The following is a 16,229-nucleotide window of genomic DNA, read 5'->3' on the forward strand; positions in this document are numbered from 1 at the left end:
AACCGCTCACGCGCGGCCTCCGTCAGTGGGTCGGCCGAAGCGCTCCGACGATCCGCATCACGAAGCCAAGAAAGAACAAGACAAGGCCGATCAACCAGAACGGCTTGCTGTTGATCTCGAACCAGGCTTCCCGGAAATCGACGCTGGGGTCCAGTCCAAGAGCCATTGCCGCAATTTGAGATACCAGGAAGAACACACCAAGCAGGATCAGCAAACGCCCCGTGAGGCGTAACAACCCCGTTCCCCTGTGGGTGACAACCCAGATCAGGAAGGCGAGGAATCCGACGAAAAGCAGGACGCCGCCCACATAGGCAACCGGCGTCATGTATTGAGTTACCTGTTCCGCCACATCGATCATCGTTTGTTTCATTGCATTTCCTCCCGCGTTTTTTTTGTAAGCTAGGTTTTTATCTAGGTTTGAAGTCAGGGATGAATTGGCATCGTTTCCAGCGCATAGTCTGGTTCCGAGCGAAGCGCTGGTTCGAGCCGGGATCTTGCGAACGCCACGAACCTCTTGACCCACGGGTTGCTCGGGCTCGATCGCAGATGACTGAAGCTCGCGAGAAGGTTTCCGATCACGATCCCGTCGCGGCCGCCGCCGATGCCCTCGCCCCTGGAGACTCGATAGGCGAACCGTTGTCCGCTGCTCATGTTTTCGAGGGCGGCGTAATGGAACTCATGGCCCGGAATGTTCGCGCACGGTGAGGCTCCCGGCGGTGTCCAGGGCGCCTCGCGGGTTTCATGCAGGATTACAAGGCCGCGCCCTTGAGGACGGTCATACATGACGGCGTCGGCCGGGATGAGGCCCACCATCTCATGCGAGACGCCCTTCCATCGGATGGATCGCGCCAGATACATCAGGCCGCCGCATTCGGCGTAGGTTGGAAGGCCCGCACGAATGCGGCGCGCGATGTCGGCGCGAAGCTCGACATTGGCTTCGAGCGCGGCCGCCTGTGTCTCGGGAAAGCCGCCGCCGATGAAAAGGGCGTCCGCCTCCGGGAGACGACTGTCCGAAAGCGTGTCGAAGAAGCAGAGCCTTGCGCCTTCGCGCTCAAATGCTTCGAGATCGTCGGCATAGTAGAAGCCAAAAGCGCTGTCCCTCGCGATGGCGATGCGCAGAGGGCGCCCGGCGCTCCTGCTCCGCGACGCAGGAAAGCACCCGGACAGGGGCGGCGCTGCCCTTCCGATGGCAAGGAGCCGGCTCACATCCACGCCGCCCCCAACGGCGGTTCTCAGCCTCACGATGACGCCGCGAAGTTCCGGCGTTTCGGACGGCGTCATCAACCCGAGATGGCGCTCGGTGATGGAGAAGTCCTTGTCCCGCGGCACAGCGCCCAACACAGGAATGTCGGTGTAGCGCTCAAGCGCCTGGCATATCTTGTCCTGCTGCCGTGCGGTCCCGACCTTGTTGATGATGATGCCCGCGATGTTCGTTTCCCGGTCGAACGCTTGATAACCCAGGACGAGAGGAGCGATGCCCCGCGTCATGCCGAGCGCATCGATCACGAGGATGACGGGAGCCGCGAGCAGCTTCGCGAGCGCCGCACCTGAATCCCGCCCATCAAGGTCGACACCGTCATGGAGCCCCTTGTTGGTCTCGATCAGCGCGATATCGGAGGCGGACTCGCGGGCTGCGGCGGAGCTGACGATCTCGGCGGTCGAATGCGTATTGAAGTCGAGATTGTAGCAGGGTCTGCCGCTGGCGTGCGAAAGCCACATGGGATCGATATAGTCGGGGCCTTTCTTGAAAGTCTGGACCTTGAGGCCGCGCGCGGCCAACGCGGCGGCAAGCCCGACCGAAAGGGTCGTCTTGCCCGACGACTTATGCGCCGCCGCTATGAGAACCCGCGCCATCAGACGCTCGCCTGGCGCGGGAGAAACGGCAGAAGCTTCAGCGCAACGCCGGTCAGAAGCATGGCGAGCGAGACCCCGCTCACCCCGAGCAGCACTTCCGGCAGAGACGGCCAATATTGGGCGATAGCGCCATCGTGGAAGGAACTCGAAACCTGCATGCCGGGAAAAAGCCGCAGCGGATAAGCCTGCCCGCCGATGATGGTGAAGTACATCTGAGCCACGCCGCCGATGAGAAAGAGCGGCGCGGCAATTGCGACGGCGTGCCAGGCATGTCGCCCGCTCCCTCGCAAGACGAGAATGGCGAGGGGCAGCAGGAGGCCGATCCCGATCTGTCCGCCCCAGAACGCAAGCGTGTAGATACCGCCGTCGCGGAGCAGGAAGGTTTCCACCTCGCGATAATCGGGCGCGTAGAGTTTCGTCAGGTGGAAGACAGCCGTGATGTAGAGAACCGCAAGCGCAAAAAGAATGAACAAGCCGCGAAACTTGCCGAGCATGTCCTCGCTGATGAGCTCGTGCCGCGTTTCCCGGCTCATGGTCAGCAAGACAAGCACGGTGAAGGCGAGCCCGTAGAGAAACGACGCGGCAATGAACAACACTGCCATGATCGCCGAAGAATAGGCATCGCGCGCGATGAGAAAGCCGAAGATGGAGCCGGTGCCGGTTGTCAGTGCGAAGCGCCAGAAGAATGCGAAACCGCCCACGATCCTTGTTGGCGTCTCCGAGCGGGACACCCGCCTGTCCATCATCACATAAAGGTAGAGGCCGACCACGGCGATGAAACCGACATACAGGTAGATATTCCAGGCGAAGATGGACCGGAAATTATAGGTGGTCATCGCCACGATCAGGCGATCCGGCCGCCCAAGGTCCAGCACCAGGATCGCAAGCCCGCCCATCAGCAAGGCGATGGCGAGGACTCCCGACAACCGCGCATAGGGTTTGTAGGCGAGCTTGTTGAAGACCGACGAGAAGGAAGCCACGTTCAGCGCCCCGGAGGCGGCGACGATCAGAAAGACCGCGAAGACATGCGGCGCGCCCCAGACGATCTGGTTCGACATGCCAGTGACGACGTGGCCGTGATGTTCCATGTAAAGCGCCGCGCCAAGCCCGGCAGCGATGACGAGCACATGGAAGCCGAGCAATCCCCAGAAGAAGCTGCTGTGATCGGTAAGCTTCTGATATGCGATCTTTGCCATGGCCAACCTTGCATCGCCTGAACCGGCAGCGGTTCCTCGCTAGATATTCGTGTAGTAGACCGCCGCATCGCAGCCGAGGTCAGCGCGGATGCGCGTCGAGCGATAAGTTGCGATGCGTTTCGCGATGTCGCTCGATGGGTCGTTCAGATCGCCGAAAACAATTGCCCCGTGGCCCTTGGTCTTGCAGGCCTCGACGCAATGCGGCACGCCGCCCGCATCGATGCGACTGGCGCAGAGCGTGCAACTCTCCACCGTGCCCTTGCCTCGCGGCGCGTCCGGCTTCTGATCCGCCACCGGCTCATGCACGAAGGACCGCGCCTTGTAAGGGCACGCCATCATGCAATAGCGGCAACCGATGCAGATGTGCCGGTCGACGAGAACGATGCCATCGGCGCGCTTGAACGACGCTCCCGTGGGGCAAACGTCGACGCAGGGTGCATTCGCGCAATGCTGGCACATGACGGGGGCCGAAAATCCCGCGCCGGTCTTCGGGTCAGTTGCCGTGATCTTGCGGACCCACTGCGGGTCTGTCTCGGGGTGGCCCGTGCTTTGCCAGCCGTGAGCCCTGGAGCAGGCGTCGATGCAGGCGGAGCAGCCATCCCCGCATTTGGCGGCGTCGATCAGGAGGCCCCAGCGGACTTTCGCAGAGGCGGGCGCGGTTTCAGCGGCGGCTGCGTCGCCGCCCAGCGCGTATAGCGTGACGCCCGGCGCGAGAAAGGTTGTGGCGACGGCCACGCTGCTTATGAGAAAACCGCGCCGACCTTCATCGACGGACTTATCTTCGGTCATTGGCTGCCCCCTTGAAAGTAAGCGGCCACAGCAGCCAGTGCAGTCGAGCCGATCCCTTGCGCGGCGTGCGGCTTTTCGGAGCCCGGCCGCGATGCGTGACACTGGAAGCAGTCGATGGAGACCGCTGCATAGTCGTGGCAGCTTCGGCAGAAATGCCGGGAATCGGCGTAGCTCACGGGCTGGCCGTCCGAGCCCTTGACGGCATGACAGTCGACACATCCCGTCAGGCTGAACGCCTTGCCGCGAACGCCCTCACGGACGGTCTCATCGCGCTGGTGCTTCATCAGCTTCATGTGATTGCGCCGCATGATATCGGTGGCCGCCACGCAATGCTCGCCCCGACCCTTCGGCGGATGGGGTACGAGCTTGCTCTCCTCGCCAACCGCAAGCGTGATCTGGCTTGCGATCAGGAGGGCAATGAGCAAAGCGTTGCGTGCGCCCCGGATCATCGCGTTACTCCCCGAGGCCCATCTGGATGTAGCCCGTGGGGCAAACGTCCTGGCAAATGTGGCAGCCGACGCATTTCTTGTAGTCGGTAGTGACGTAGCGCCCGATCGCCCGCTCTTTTTTCGGCACGCGGTCGATTGCTTTCTGCGGGCAGAAGATCAGGCAGGCGTCGCATTCGAAGCAAAGCCCGCAACTCATGCAGCGCTCGCCCTCGGCCTTCGCCTGCGCCTCGGTAAAGGCAACGATGCGCTCCTCGAAATCCCCCATGACCGCGTCGGCGTCGACGTGGCGTTCGCTGCGCTTGTTGCGTGGCGAATAAGGAAAGTGCCCTTTGAAAAGGGCGGTGTGCGGAATGACCTGTGTCGCCGAGCGGTCTTCGTAATTGTGGAGCGCGAATTCGCCATCGCACGTCCCACGGACCGGCCCGTGATCGTAAGGCTGCGGATCGAGGCCGCGCGCGTGCAGCTCCTCCGGAAGGTCGAAGCGATGCACGTCGACCTTGGGCCGCTTGTCCTGAGGACAGCCCGCAAGGAAGTACGTGATCGTTTCCGACGCAATTCGCGCATGCCCGATGGCTGTCGTGAGGAGGTTAGGACGCACGACGTCGCCGCCAGCGAAGTGCTTATCCGTTCCCTTCACCTTGTAAACGGCGTCGATGGCGATGGCGTTTTTTCCGCCGTCCAGCCTCTCCAGACCCTCGGCCAGATCCGCCATCTGACCGATGGCCGAGATCACCATATCGCAAGCGACCTCGAGCTCCGTACCCGCGACCGGGATGGGCGTCGTGCCTTTCATCGTGCATTGGCACATCTTGATGGCCGTCGCGCGTCCCGCCGCGTCCACCACGATTTCGAGCGGCATGACGCCGCCGCGAATGTCGATGCCTTCGCGCAATGCGTCCTCGCGCTCCCGAATGGCGGCAGTCATCTGGTCGAGCGGGAATAGCGACGTGAGCACGGCTTGCACACCCTCGCGCCGGATCGTACCAGCGACGTCGTGGGCCGTATGTCCGAGGGTCGGCGCCCCGGAAATATCATGCCAGGCGTGTTGGGTAATGTGCCCCAGTCGCCGCGCGACAGACGCCACGTCGATGGACGTGTCGCCGCCGCCGATGACGACGATGCGCTTTGCCGTTGAGAAAACCCAGCCACGGTTGAATGCGTCGAGGAACTCCACGCCGGAGAGGCAATTCTCCGCCCCCCAACCCGGCACCGGAAGCCCGCGCCCCTTCTGCGCGCCGATGGCCCAGAAGATAGCGTCGAAGCCGGCTTCAAGGTCTTCGATGCTCACGTCGAGACCGACTTTCGTCTTGAGCCTGACTTCGATGCCCAGATCGACAATGCGGCCGATCTCCGCTGCGAGCTTGTCGCGGGGCGTACGGTAGCCGGGGATGCCATAGCGCATCATGCCGCCAAGCTGATCGTTGGCCTCGAACAGCGTGACCGCATGGCCGCTGCGCCGTAGAAAATAAGCCGCCGAAAGACCTCCGGGCCCGCCGCCGATCACGGCCACTTTCTTGCCGGTGTCGGGGCCCGGTGCCGGTGCTTTAAGACCATGCTCGATAGCCCAGTCGCCGACATATTGCTCGACGCCGTTGATGCCGACGTAGTCATCCACCTCGTTGCGATTGCAACCGTCCTCGCACGGTGCAGGGCAAACGCGGCCCATGACGGACGGAAACGGGTTGGCCTCCATCATCCGCTGGAACGCGTATTCCTGCCACGGCATACCCGCGACCGGCGGCTTGTCCTGGCCTCGCGCGATGGCGAGCCAGCCGCGGATGTCGTGGCCGGACGGGCAACTGCCTTGGCATGGCGGCGTTCGATGCACATAGGTCGGGCACTTGTAGGAGCGGTCGGCCTGAAAGATTTTCTGCGACAGATCCGGCCAGTCCCACATGCTTTCGCCGGTCTTGAAACGGCGGAACGTCTGCTGTTCCGGGGCTCCATTTCCTCGATCCATCACGCTTCCTCCTGCGCATTTGCTGCTTGTGCCGGTTCGGCGGTTTCCGCTTGAGCAGCGACCGCCGGGACCGGCCCGGCTTGTTCATCCGCCTCGTTGGCTTCTTCGTCCTGCTTCGAGCCGGTCAGCACGATGGCGTTCGAAACCATCTGGTGCACGCTGACGATCGCCTCCATGTCGAAGCCGAACTTCGGGAGCACCTTGGAAAACTGCGCTTTGCAGATCGCGCAAATGGCGGCCATGTGCGTAACGCCGTGCTCGTCGGCGACCTCGCGCAGCGCCTTCATGCGAGGCGACGCGCCTTTTGTGCGCAGGTCCATAAGCTCGTCGGTCAACAGCCCGCCACCACCGCCGCAGCAGAGCGTCGCCTCGCGTATCGTGTCGGGGTCCATGTCGTAATAGTGATTGCAGCACGCCCTCAGGATGGCGCGTGGAATCTCGAACTGCCCGCCCGGCATGTCGCCCATGCGCGAGGCGCGCGCGACGTTGCAGCTATCGTGAAAAGTCAGCCTGATATGGTCGTTCTTCGACTTGTCGAGGCGCAGCTTGCCCTGCTGAATCAGATCGTAGGTGAACTCGCAGATGTGCTGAGGAACCGGATAGCGCCGGTCGAGGAAATCGAACGGGCCCGCGAGCGTATCGAGAAAGTTGTAGCCGACGCGCCAGGCGTGCCCGCATTCGCCGAAAACGATCCGCTTCACCTTGAGGTCGCGGGCGGCGTCGGCGATGCGCTGCGCAACCTTCTGCATGTTCTCGCGGGAGCCAATGAACATGCCGAAATTGGCGGCCTCCGATGCGTGCGAACTGAACGTCCACGAGACGCCGGACTCGTGCAGCACCTTTGCGTAGCCGATCAGCCCTTCCATGTGCGGCGAGGCGAAAAAGTCCGCACTCGGCGTCACGAGAAGGATGTCGGCGCCCTCCTCATCGAGCGGCAGCCGCACGGGGACGCCGGTCTCTTCTTCAATCTCCTCCTCAAGGCCCGCGAGCGTCGCTTTCAGCGCCTTGGGCGGCAAGCCCAGATTGTTGCCGATCTTGAAGACCTTGCCGATGATCTCGTTGCAGTATTTCTGTCCCATCCCGATGTGGTCCATGATCTCGCGGGCGGCCATCGAGATTTCCGCGGTGTCGATCCCGAACGGGCAATAGACCGAGCAGCGGCGGCATTGGGAACACTGGTGGAAGTAGGTGTACCACTCGTCGAGGACTTCTCGCGTGAGATCTTCCGCGCCGACGAGCGATGGGGCGATCCGGCCCGAAAGCGTGAAGTAACGACGGTAGACCTTGCGCATCAGGTTCTGGCGCGCGACGGGCATGTTGTTCGGATCGCCGGTGCCGAGAAAATAGTGGCACTTGTCGGTGCACGCGCCGCAGCGGACGCAGCCATCGAGATAGAAACGCAGCGCGCGGTTGTTCGCGACGAGTTCGCCGAGCTTCGCGACCGCCTTTTCCTGCCAGTTGTCGACCAGTTCACCCGGAAAGCCGAGCGCTGCCTGATGCGCCGCCGACGCCGGATAAGGCTTGCTCTTTGCCATCGCGCCATATGCCAGCGCCGGGATCTCCAGCGGGTCTGGATATAGTGGGCTCTCGTCCCGGTCTTGGGTTTCGATCCGTTCCATTCGCGCCTCCCTATGCCTTCGCCAGAGGACGGGGCGCGTAACGCCGTTCGCGGGCATCGTCCGCCTGATTGCGCGATGGGCTGAAGAAGACGCCGGGCGCGTGCAACAGCTTCGTGAACGGGAAGACGACCATCAGCAGCGCCACCAGCGCGAGATGCGAAAGCAGAAGCGGATCGGCTGGGAGCGGCTGCCAGTTGAACGCCATCAGCCCGAGGAAGAAGCCTTTCAGCGCAACGATGTCGGTCGGAGCGATGAAGGTCATGCCGAGCCCGGTCGCGCCGATGGCAAGCAGCAGGAGCAGGATCAAATGATCGAAAGCGTCGCTGATATAGCGCATGCGCGAGATTGCGACGCGCCGGACCCAAAGCACGAACAGCGCGCCGACCATGGCGAACCCGGCATAGATGCCGAGAGGTTGCGCCAGCGCGACGGGCGTCCAGACGGGCTGCGTGAAGTAGCGCAGATGGCGAACGAGAACGAGAGCGAGCGCGATATGGAAGATCCAGCCGAACAGCCAGATCCACTTGTTGGATTTGAACAGGCTCTCGAAAACGGTCACCTCACGCAGGACGCGGAAGGTTGCCCCCGCCCGCGTGATGGGCGCGGGCGTCGTCGGGATCTTGAGAGGAACGGGCGTTCTGGCGTATTGCCACACGCGCAGACCGAGGCCTCCTGCGAAGATCGCCGCCGCGACGTAAAACATGACCGCGTAGAGTGTGGTTTGCACGCCATTCCGTCCCTAGTTCCCAGGTCTTGGTGCCTGGTGATGCTCAGGTGATGCTGTGGGCTGTTACACGCAGCCGGTCGGCTTCGGCAGGCCGCCGATCTTGCATGCCTGCTTCGCCGGGCCGTAGGGGAAGAGCTGATACAGATATTTCTGATCGCCCTTTTCGGGGCCGAACTTCTTCTTCATCTCCTTGACGAGGATGCGGATGGCGGGCGCGATCTGGTATTCCTCATAGTATTCGCGCAGAAAATCGACGACCTCCCAGTGCTCAGGCGTCATCTCGATATTTTCGCTCTTGGCGATGAGCAGCGCGAGATCCTTGTTCCAGACGGTAATATCCGTGAGGTAGCCCTCTTCATCGTGCTCAGCGACGATGTCGCCAATTTTATATTGCATGGTCATGATGCTCTACTCCGTCATGTTGGTTGCTTGATCTGCTATTCTCAAAGCCAGGCGACCGTGCGCCGATGCTGCGTGACGAGGTCGACAAAGCCCGCATAATCGACGAGTTGAACGCCTTCGATCAGATCGTCGGGCTTGATACCGCGCGCGGCGCAGTCCGGCGCGAGCGCATAAACGCTGCCGCTTTCCAGCGCAGCCTGTACCGCGGCCAGCGCGGTCGATCCCTTGCGCGCCCCGAGAACAGCGTCCTCAATCATGAGCACGGCGTCGCCCGCCAGAAGATGGCCGGTGCAGCTCGTGAGCGCGTTTCGCTCGAAGGGAGATTTGTTCACCGTATGAAGAGTGGACATGGCTTTCAAATCTCCCGCATCAGAAGCTTAAGACGACGTCTTGTTCTGCGATGATGGCAGCCAGTTCGGCCCGCCCCACGAGATGGATCGAGGGCTTTTCGGCGTAGTCTTCGTTCTCGTCTTCATAGGTGATGGGCATCAGGTCTTCGACCTTGAGCCCGCGCTCGGCCAGCGACTCGCGCTCGACGTAGAACTTGCGCACGTCGTAGTCGCCGAGCGCCTTGAATGTGCGCGAGAAGTTCTTCATTCCGGCGGCGGCCGTGTCCTGCCCGGCCATGAGCTGGAAGACGCCGTCGTCGAGGAAAGCGAGGCTCACGTCTTGCTCGAAGGCGGCGCCGATGAGCACGACCTCAAGCGATTCAAGCGCGTAGATGGTGCCGTGCGGTGCCTTGCGGTTGAGGTAGAGAAATTTCTTTTTCTGGGCCATGGCGTCCCCCTAATCCCCGAAAACGACGAGCCGGTCGGCGTCGATGCCAGCCTCGATCAACTGACCGAGCCCCGAAATGCGAAATCCCGGCGCAATGTTGCTCGCATCCTTGCCGTGGCGACGGGCTTCATCGGCATCGAGAATGCCGCGCCGCTGTGCCGCCGCGATGCAGACCACCAGATCGAGTCCGTGCTTCTCGCCAAGCTCGCTCCAAAGCTTCTGCAAATTCCGGTCGTCCTGCGGCGGCACGGTCAGCCGCGTCCCGTTATTGACACCGTCGTGGTAGAAGAAGACGCGGGTGATCCCGTGGCCCTTCTCCAGCGCCGCTTTCGTGAAATGGTAGGCCGTGTCCGACGCCTGATGCGTGTAGGGGCCTTCGTTGACGACGATTGCAAGCTGCATGTTTTCCTCTCGCCTAGAAGTGCACGTGCGCTGACATGTTCATCGTCTTGCGCGAGCCGGTCCACGTGTCGAGGTGGTGCTTCGTGAAAGCAAAGCCCGTCAGCTCGAAGAAACGTGGCCAGCCGATGCGTTCTATCCACTCGCCCATGCGCTCCCAGTCCTTCGCGTTGTCCTTGTACGCGTAGAGGATCTTGCGAACGACTTCGGCCACCTCGGGCCAGCGAGGTGCATTATTCGGGAGGTTGGCCACGACGAGCTTATGGAAGCTGGGCTTGGAGCGCGCGTTCGAGTGCTTGCCGCCGACCCACACCGCGATTTTGGTGGAGTCCGCGCCATTGATCTGCATGGGCGGGCAGGGTGGATAGCAAGCGCCACAGCACACGCATTTCTGCTCGTCCACTTCGAGCGACGGTTTGCCGTTGACCATGGCCGGGCGGATGGCAGCCACGGGGCAGCGCGCGACTACAGCCGGGCGTTCGCAGATCTTCGAAACCAGATCGTGATTGATCTTCGGCGGCTTCGTATATTGCACGTTGATCGAGATATCGCCCTGACCGCCGCAGTTGATCTGGCAGCACGACGTAGTGATCTTCACGCGGTTCGGCATCTCCTCCTTGATGAACTCGTCATACATCATGTCCATCAGGCTCTTGACGACGCCCGAAGCGTCGGTGCCGGGGATGTCGCAATGCAGCCAGCCCTGCGTGTGCGAGATCATCGAGACAGAATTGCCGGTGCCGCCGACGGGAAAGCCGGCCGACGTCAGCGCGTCGATCAGCGGCTCGACCTTGTCCTGCGTACTCACCATGAACTCGATGTTGCTGCGCGTGGTGAAGCGCACGTAGCCTTCCGCGAAGGTGTCGGCGATCTCGCACAGTTTGCGGACGCTGAACACGTCCATCTGCCGCTGGGTGCCGGCCTTCACCGTCCAGATTTCATCGCCGTTCCGGGCGACGTGGCGCAGTACACCGGGACGCGGGCGGTCGTGCCAGTCCCAGTTGCCGTAGTTCTTCTTCATCAGGGGATGCATGAAGGGAAAGGGATCAGGCACGCCGGATTCGATGGGGCGGCGTGGTTGGGCAGGGGCGTTCATGCGAGAATCTCCGCAATATCGAGTTGTGCCTGAGGGAAGCGGGGCGCTCGCGTGACGCTGCGAGCGCGGCTTCCGCCTAATCGCCTGCGACGGTCAAATCGGCTTCTCTCGCCTTGCGCTCGAAATACTTTTCGGCTTCGGCGGTGAAGTCATCGGTCCGCACGTAGGACGAGGTGCGCGGATGATTGACCATGTTCGGGTCTGGCGCGACGCCAATGGCCTCCAGGAACGCCGGCAGTCCGATGCGGTCCATGCACTCGCCGATGCGCTCGTGTTCCAGTGCGTTTTCCGCGAAGAAGTCGATCAGTTTGCGCGCGAACTCGACCAGCGCGTCGAATTCCTCGTCGGTCTCCAGTTTCATGAACGGGATGATCATTGTGCCCATCAGATCCCCGACCTTGAGCGAGCGCTTGCCGCCCAGGAGGATCGAGACGCCGCGGTCATCGCCCGGATGAAGCGCTTTCGGCATCACGTTCAGGCAATGCATGCAGCGGACGCAGGACTTGTTGTCGACGTCGAGCGTGTCGTCGTCGTTCAGGCTCAACGCCCGCGTGGGACACATCGCGATGACGCTGTCGATGGTGTATTTGCGGCCGTGCGCAACGACGTAGGCCTTCACCTCGTCCTGGTTCACCTTCATGGCGTCGCGCCACGTCCCGAGCACCGCAAAATCGGAGCGGTGGATCGCATTCACGCAATCGTTCGGGCAGCCGGAGAACTTGAACTTGAACTTGTAGGGAAGTGCGGGCCGGTGCATCTCGTCGAGGAAGGAATTGATGACCGTGCGATGCGCCTTGACCTCATCGTAGCAGGACTTTTCGCAGCGCGCGTGCCCCACGCAGCTCATGGAGGTTCTGAGCGCGGGGCCAGCGCCGCCGAGATCGAGGCCCATTTCGTTGAACTCGTCGAAAGCCTTCTGTGTGTTCTCGGTCGAGCAGCCCTGGAACATGATGTCCCCGCTCTGCCCGTGGAAAGCGATGAGGCCGGAACCGTGCTTCTCCCAGACGTCGCACATCTGGCGAAGCAGTTCAGTCGTGTAGTGATAGCCCGCCGGGGGCTGGATGCGGAGCGTGTGAAATTCCTTTGAGGCGGGGAACTGGTCCGCGACTTCCGAGAAGCGAGGAATGACGCCGCCGCCATAGCCGAAGACCGAGACGGTGCCGCCCTTCCAGAAGCCCTTGCGCTCTTCGTAGGAGTGTTCGAGCTGGCCGAGCAGGTCATTCATCATCGGCGCGAACGGTCTGTCCTCAGCGTCGCGGAGCCTCTTGAGACCCGTCACGAAACTCGGCCAAGGCCCCGTCTCCAACTCGTCGAGAAGCGGCGTGGCATGCTTTTGGGATTGCGCTGTCTTCAGCGCATCGTCGCTCGTCATTCATCCTCCCGGTCCAATCGATCAGTGCTCAGCAGCTCAAACTGCCCGCGTCGCCTGCGACTGTTTTTTTGCTTCTGAAACAGCGTTCCAGAGCGATTTTTTTGAAAGCTAACATACTTATGCATTAATGACAATCATTCATATCTGTGAATACGATGATGTGTTCTCATCCTTTAGCCGCCTCGGAGTGGCCCGAAAGGCCAAGCCTGGCGCAGCGAGAAAACCATGATCCAGATCAGCGACATCATCATCGCGCATCCCGAAATCAACTCTTTCAAGGAGCTTGAGAGCCTTGTGCAGGAGGCGGCGCGGCAAGGCGCGATTCATCTCGCATTCGATCTCAAGCCGGAATACCCGGATACCCCGCGCAACTGGCAGGACCGGCTCGAAGCGGCGTTCTTGTCGATCATCGGCAGCGGGAGATAGCGATGCAGGGCGAGACGAAAGAACGGCTCGAAACGCTCGCCGCCCCCTATGGACGCGAGGTTCGCCTTGACGACGTGCGCTTTGAAAGCGGCATGCGTCTGCTACGCGTGACCATCCGCGAAGGGATGCGGATCACAGTTCTCGATCTCGACCCGGCGACTGCCCTTAGTTGGGGAAATGCCATGACGCAATGGGCCGCGCGGGTGACAAGCTCAGAAGAGAAAGCTTAGGCCGTGGAACAACTTCCGATTTTCTTTCAGATCAAGGGCAAACCCGTCGCAGTGGCCGGAGGGGGCACCGTCGCCGCGCGCCGCGCAGAACTGGCGCTGAGGGCGGGCGGGCGCGTCAGCGTCTATAGCGAGACCCTGAGCGACGATTTTTGCGCGATCAGTTTGCATGACGGCTTCAGGCATGTTGCTCGCGCCCCTACGCTTTCCGACATCCAGAACTGCGTTTTGATGTTTTCCGCGACCGGCGACGCCACAGCTGACCGCGAAGCAGGCCAACTGGCCAGACAAGCGGGGGTTCCCGTCAATGTCGCGGACGCGCCGGACCAGTGCGATTTCATCATGCCGTCGGTCGTTGACCGCGACCCTCTGGTGATTGCCATCTCGACGGGCGGCGCTTCGCCCGTTTTTGCCCGCATGATCCGGGCCCGGCTCGAAAGCGTGATCCCCTCCGCCTATGGCCGCCTTGTCTCGCTCGTGGGTGCGTACCGCGAAAGGCTTGGCGCGGCCCTCAAGGAGCCCGCCGAGCGCCGCCGCTTCTGGGAACGCGTGCTCGAAGGCCGCGTGGCCGATCGGTTTCTCGCCGGTCACGAGGCCGAGGCGCGAGTCGAGCTTGAGCGCGCATTGGCAACTGTCGCCGATAGTGCATCAAGCCAGCAAATGGGCGAGGTCTACATCGTGGGTGCCGGACCCGGCGACCCCGACCTCCTCACATTCCGCGCGCTCCGCCTCATGCAACGCGCCGATGTTGTGCTCTACGACCGCCTTCTGCCGCACGGCATCCTCAACCTCGTGCGCCGGGAAGCCGAGCACATCTATGTCGGCAAGCTTCCCGACGATCATATAATTCCTCAGGAACAGATCACGGCCCGGCTCATAGACTTCGCCAGACAGGGCAAGCGCGTGCTGCGCCTGAAAGGTGGCGACCCCTTCATGTTCGGGCGCGGCGGCGAAGAAGTCGAGGTGCTGGTGGCGGCGGGCATCCAGGTTCAGGTCGTGCCGGGCGTAACCGCCGCTACCGGTTGCGCGGCCTATGCCGGAATACCGCTGACCCATCGCGATCACGCCCAGGCCTGCGTTTTCCTCACGGGCCATTCAAAGGGTGACGGCCTCAGCCTCGCTTGGAGCGCGCTCGTCCAACCAAGGCAAACCGTTGTCATTTTCATGGGGTTGGGGAAGCTGGACAGCTTGATGAAGGAGTTCGTGGCGAAGGGGGGCGATCCAAAACTCCCCGTCGCTATCGTCGATAACGGAACGCGGCCCAACCAGAGGGTCGTCACCGGAACCGTCGAAACGATCGCGCGTCTGGCCGCGCAGGCTGAACTGCAAGGCCCCGCTATCATCATCCTCGGCACAGTCGTCACCTTGCGCGACAAGCTTGCCACGGAAACGGCCCCGGGCGCCGCTGGTTCATTTGCGAACAAAGCGGGGCTTTCCTCCATTCAATCGCCAGTTTGACAAGGACTCTGCCCGGCAGCCGAAATTCGGAGATAGCCAATTTGTGGTCTTTCCAAAGTCACTCTTTTAGATCATGATCTATGAATATTACGAAGTGTTCAAAAATAGAGCACGTGAATAAACGACTCAAGGGAAACGACAAAGGATCCAAATGGCACACATCGTCGTGCTGGGCGCCGGGCTCGGCGGCGTCATCATGGCCTATGAAATGCGCGACCGGTTGCGCAGGGGCGACAAACTCACCGTCATCACCAAGGAGCCGAAATACCATTTCGTCCCGTCCAACCCTTGGGTGGCCGTGAATTGGCGGAGCCGCGATGATGTGGAAATCGATCTCACCCGGACATTCGCGAAGCGCAAGATCAACTTCATCCCTGTCGCGGCCAAACGGGTTCACCCCGGCGACAACTGCGTGGAGCTGGAAGACGGCAGGAGCGTCGCTTACGATTTTCTGATCATTGCGACTGGCCCAGAGCTCGCCTTCGACGAGATCGAGGGGCTCGGCCCGAGCGGCCATACGCACTCGATCTGTCACGTTGACCACGCGCAAGCCGCTTCCGAAGCCTTCAAGCAGTTCTGCCAGAACCCTGGACCCATCGTCGTCGGCGCGGTGCAAGGCGCATCCTGTTACGGTCCGGCCTACGAATACACGTTCATTCTGGAGACTGAGCTGCGGCGGCTGAAGATCCGCGATCGCGTCCCCATGACCTTTGTGACCTCGGAGCCGTACATCGGGCATCTCGGCCTCGACGGCGTGGGCAACACGAAGGGCATTCTCGAAGGTGAAATGCGCGATCACCACATCAAGTGGATCACCAACGCGCGTGTTCAGAAGGTCGAGTCGGGCAAGATGACAGTCGAGGAGCTTACCGAGGAAGGTGCGCTCAAGAAGGTCCATGAACTGCCGTTCGCATACTCGATGATGCTTCCCGCTTTTCGCGGCATAGAGGCCGTGCGCGGCGTCGAGGGTCTGGTGAACCCGCGCGGTTTCATCCTGATCGACAAGACCCAGCGCAACCCGACCTTCCGCAATATTTTCTCGGTCGGCGTCTGTGTCGCAATCCCGCCGATAGCACCGACGCCGGTACCCTGCGGCTTGCCAAAGACCGGTTTCATGATCGAGTCCATGGTAACGGCAACCGCGCTCAATATCGGCGAGTTGCTTCGTGGCAAGTCGGCGTTGCATGAGGCGACCTGGAACGCTGTGTGTCTCGCCGATTTCGGCGACTCGGGCGTGGCCTTCGTCGCGCAACCGCAGATCCCGCCGCGTAATGTGAACTGGTCCTACTCCGGCAGGCTGGTGCACCGGGCAAAAATCGCGTTCGAAACCTACTTCCTGCGCAAGATGCGTCGCGGCAAGAGCGAACCCTTTTACGAGAAGGCGGCCCTGCAAGCGATGGGCATTGGCAAGCTGAAGCGCGTCACCTGATTCACAGAGAGCAAGTCAACCGATGAGCAACACGCTCAGCGGTTGACAT

The 16,229-nt window shown here is 61.7% G+C and carries 18 protein-coding genes; 4 read left to right on the forward strand and 14 right to left on the reverse strand.

Annotated features, from left to right (window positions below):
- Positions 1-22 precede the first annotated feature (22 nt).
- The 14 genes from RVAN_RS02910 to dsrA form a co-directional block, all read right to left on the reverse strand.
- Positions 23-370, reverse strand: coding sequence for a hypothetical protein (locus RVAN_RS02910; RefSeq protein WP_013418270.1), 348 nt, complete (start codon positions 368-370; stop codon positions 23-25).
- A 53-nt stretch (positions 371-423) separates the two neighbouring features.
- Positions 424-1,854 carry a cobyrinate a,c-diamide synthase gene (locus RVAN_RS02915; RefSeq protein ID WP_013418271.1) on the reverse strand — a complete coding sequence of 477 codons (1,431 nt, stop codon included), beginning with the start codon at positions 1,852-1,854 and terminating at the stop codon, positions 424-426.
- A complete protein-coding gene (gene nrfD, locus RVAN_RS02920) occupies positions 1,854-3,050 on the reverse strand; it encodes an NrfD/PsrC family molybdoenzyme membrane anchor subunit (protein WP_013418272.1) in 1,197 nt (398 codons plus the stop codon). The genes RVAN_RS02915 and nrfD overlap by 1 nt, the downstream gene beginning before the upstream one ends.
- Positions 3,051-3,089: 39 nt before the next feature.
- The gene (gene dsrO / locus RVAN_RS20755) at positions 3,090-3,839 is read right to left on the reverse strand and encodes a sulfate reduction electron transfer complex DsrMKJOP subunit DsrO (protein ID WP_013418273.1); all 750 of its coding nucleotides are present in this window, start codon (positions 3,837-3,839) and stop codon (positions 3,090-3,092) included.
- Positions 3,836-4,288: a hypothetical protein gene (locus tag RVAN_RS02930; RefSeq protein WP_013418274.1), complete on the reverse strand. Its 453-nt coding sequence runs from the start codon at positions 4,286-4,288 to the stop codon at positions 3,836-3,838. The genes dsrO and RVAN_RS02930 overlap by 4 nt, the downstream gene beginning before the upstream one ends.
- A 4-nt stretch (positions 4,289-4,292) precedes the next feature.
- Positions 4,293-6,248, reverse strand: a complete 1,956-nt coding sequence (locus tag RVAN_RS02935; RefSeq protein ID WP_013418275.1) for an NAD(P)-binding protein — start codon at positions 6,246-6,248, stop codon at positions 4,293-4,295.
- Positions 6,248-7,867: a sulfate reduction electron transfer complex DsrMKJOP subunit DsrK gene (gene dsrK, locus RVAN_RS02940; protein WP_013418276.1), complete on the reverse strand. Its 1,620-nt coding sequence runs from the start codon at positions 7,865-7,867 to the stop codon at positions 6,248-6,250. The genes RVAN_RS02935 and dsrK overlap by 1 nt, the downstream gene beginning before the upstream one ends.
- Before the next feature lie 10 nt (positions 7,868-7,877).
- Positions 7,878-8,594 (reverse strand): respiratory nitrate reductase subunit gamma, encoded by a 717-nt coding sequence (locus tag RVAN_RS02945; RefSeq protein WP_013418277.1) that lies wholly within the window; start codon positions 8,592-8,594, stop codon positions 7,878-7,880.
- 63 nt (positions 8,595-8,657) lie between these two features.
- The gene (locus tag RVAN_RS02950) at positions 8,658-8,996 is read right to left on the reverse strand and encodes a TusE/DsrC/DsvC family sulfur relay protein (protein ID WP_013418278.1); all 339 of its coding nucleotides are present in this window, start codon (positions 8,994-8,996) and stop codon (positions 8,658-8,660) included.
- Positions 8,997-9,037: 41 nt separating this feature from the next.
- Positions 9,038-9,346, reverse strand: a complete 309-nt coding sequence (tusB, locus tag RVAN_RS02955) for a sulfurtransferase complex subunit TusB (protein ID WP_013418279.1) — start codon at positions 9,344-9,346, stop codon at positions 9,038-9,040.
- A gap of 19 nt (positions 9,347-9,365) precedes the next feature.
- Entirely contained in the window at positions 9,366-9,773 is a 408-nt protein-coding gene (tusC, locus tag RVAN_RS02960; protein ID WP_013418280.1) for a sulfurtransferase complex subunit TusC, read from the reverse strand.
- 9 nt (positions 9,774-9,782) lie between these two features.
- Entirely contained in the window at positions 9,783-10,175 is a 393-nt protein-coding gene (tusD, locus tag RVAN_RS02965) for a sulfurtransferase complex subunit TusD (RefSeq protein WP_013418281.1), read from the reverse strand.
- 13 nt (positions 10,176-10,188) lie between these two features.
- Positions 10,189-11,268: a dissimilatory-type sulfite reductase subunit beta gene (dsrB, locus tag RVAN_RS02970; protein WP_013418282.1), complete on the reverse strand. Its 1,080-nt coding sequence runs from the start codon at positions 11,266-11,268 to the stop codon at positions 10,189-10,191.
- A gap of 76 nt (positions 11,269-11,344) precedes the next feature.
- A complete protein-coding gene (gene dsrA / locus RVAN_RS02975; protein ID WP_013418283.1) occupies positions 11,345-12,640 on the reverse strand; it encodes a dissimilatory-type sulfite reductase subunit alpha in 1,296 nt (431 codons plus the stop codon).
- A 225-nt stretch (positions 12,641-12,865) separates the two neighbouring features.
- On the opposite strand from dsrA, the gene RVAN_RS02980 reads away from it, so the two are divergent.
- From RVAN_RS02980 to RVAN_RS02995, 4 genes are all read left to right on the forward strand, one after another.
- The gene (locus RVAN_RS02980; RefSeq protein ID WP_013418284.1) at positions 12,866-13,066 is read left to right on the forward strand and encodes a hypothetical protein; all 201 of its coding nucleotides are present in this window, start codon (positions 12,866-12,868) and stop codon (positions 13,064-13,066) included.
- A 2-nt stretch (positions 13,067-13,068) separates the two neighbouring features.
- Positions 13,069-13,296 carry a DUF6967 family protein gene (locus tag RVAN_RS02985; protein WP_013418285.1) on the forward strand — a complete coding sequence of 76 codons (228 nt, stop codon included), beginning with the start codon at positions 13,069-13,071 and terminating at the stop codon, positions 13,294-13,296.
- 3 nt (positions 13,297-13,299) lie between these two features.
- A complete protein-coding gene (gene cysG, locus RVAN_RS02990; protein WP_013418286.1) occupies positions 13,300-14,751 on the forward strand; it encodes a siroheme synthase CysG in 1,452 nt (483 codons plus the stop codon).
- A gap of 151 nt (positions 14,752-14,902) precedes the next feature.
- Entirely contained in the window at positions 14,903-16,180 is a 1,278-nt protein-coding gene (locus RVAN_RS02995; RefSeq protein ID WP_013418287.1) for an NAD(P)/FAD-dependent oxidoreductase, read from the forward strand.
- Positions 16,181-16,229 lie beyond the last annotated feature (49 nt).

The organism is Rhodomicrobium vannielii ATCC 17100, from assembly GCF_000166055.1.
In the GTDB taxonomy this organism is placed as follows: domain Bacteria; phylum Pseudomonadota; class Alphaproteobacteria; order Rhizobiales; family Rhodomicrobiaceae; genus Rhodomicrobium; species Rhodomicrobium vannielii.

Bases quoted from the DNA above. Each gene is read 5' to 3' on its own strand.
- RVAN_RS02910 (WP_013418270.1), bottom strand. From the start codon at position 370: ATGAAACAAACGATGATCGATGTGGCGGAACAGGTAACTCAATACATG.
- RVAN_RS02915 (WP_013418271.1), bottom strand. From the start codon at position 1,854: ATGGCGCGGGTTCTCATAGCGGCGGCGCATAAGTCGTCGGGCAAGACG.
- nrfD (WP_013418272.1), bottom strand. From the start codon at position 3,050: ATGGCAAAGATCGCATATCAGAAGCTTACCGATCACAGCAGCTTCTTC.
- dsrO (WP_013418273.1), bottom strand. From the start codon at position 3,839: ATGACCGAAGATAAGTCCGTCGATGAAGGTCGGCGCGGTTTTCTCATA.
- RVAN_RS02930 (WP_013418274.1), bottom strand. From the start codon at position 4,288: ATGATCCGGGGCGCACGCAACGCTTTGCTCATTGCCCTCCTGATCGCA.
- RVAN_RS02935 (WP_013418275.1), bottom strand. From the start codon at position 6,248: ATGGATCGAGGAAATGGAGCCCCGGAACAGCAGACGTTCCGCCGTTTC.
- dsrK (WP_013418276.1), bottom strand. From the start codon at position 7,867: ATGGAACGGATCGAAACCCAAGACCGGGACGAGAGCCCACTATATCCA.
- RVAN_RS02950 (WP_013418278.1), bottom strand. From the start codon at position 8,996: ATGACCATGCAATATAAAATTGGCGACATCGTCGCTGAGCACGATGAA.
- tusB (WP_013418279.1), bottom strand. From the start codon at position 9,346: ATGTCCACTCTTCATACGGTGAACAAATCTCCCTTCGAGCGAAACGCG.
- tusC (WP_013418280.1), bottom strand. From the start codon at position 9,773: ATGGCCCAGAAAAAGAAATTTCTCTACCTCAACCGCAAGGCACCGCAC.
- tusD (WP_013418281.1), bottom strand. From the start codon at position 10,175: ATGCAGCTTGCAATCGTCGTCAACGAAGGCCCCTACACGCATCAGGCG.
- dsrB (WP_013418282.1), bottom strand. From the start codon at position 11,268: ATGAACGCCCCTGCCCAACCACGCCGCCCCATCGAATCCGGCGTGCCT.
- dsrA (WP_013418283.1), bottom strand. From the start codon at position 12,640: ATGACGAGCGACGATGCGCTGAAGACAGCGCAATCCCAAAAGCATGCC.
- RVAN_RS02980 (WP_013418284.1), top strand. From the start codon at position 12,866: ATGATCCAGATCAGCGACATCATCATCGCGCATCCCGAAATCAACTCT.
- RVAN_RS02985 (WP_013418285.1), top strand. From the start codon at position 13,069: ATGCAGGGCGAGACGAAAGAACGGCTCGAAACGCTCGCCGCCCCCTAT.
- RVAN_RS02995 (WP_013418287.1), top strand. From the start codon at position 14,903: ATGGCACACATCGTCGTGCTGGGCGCCGGGCTCGGCGGCGTCATCATG.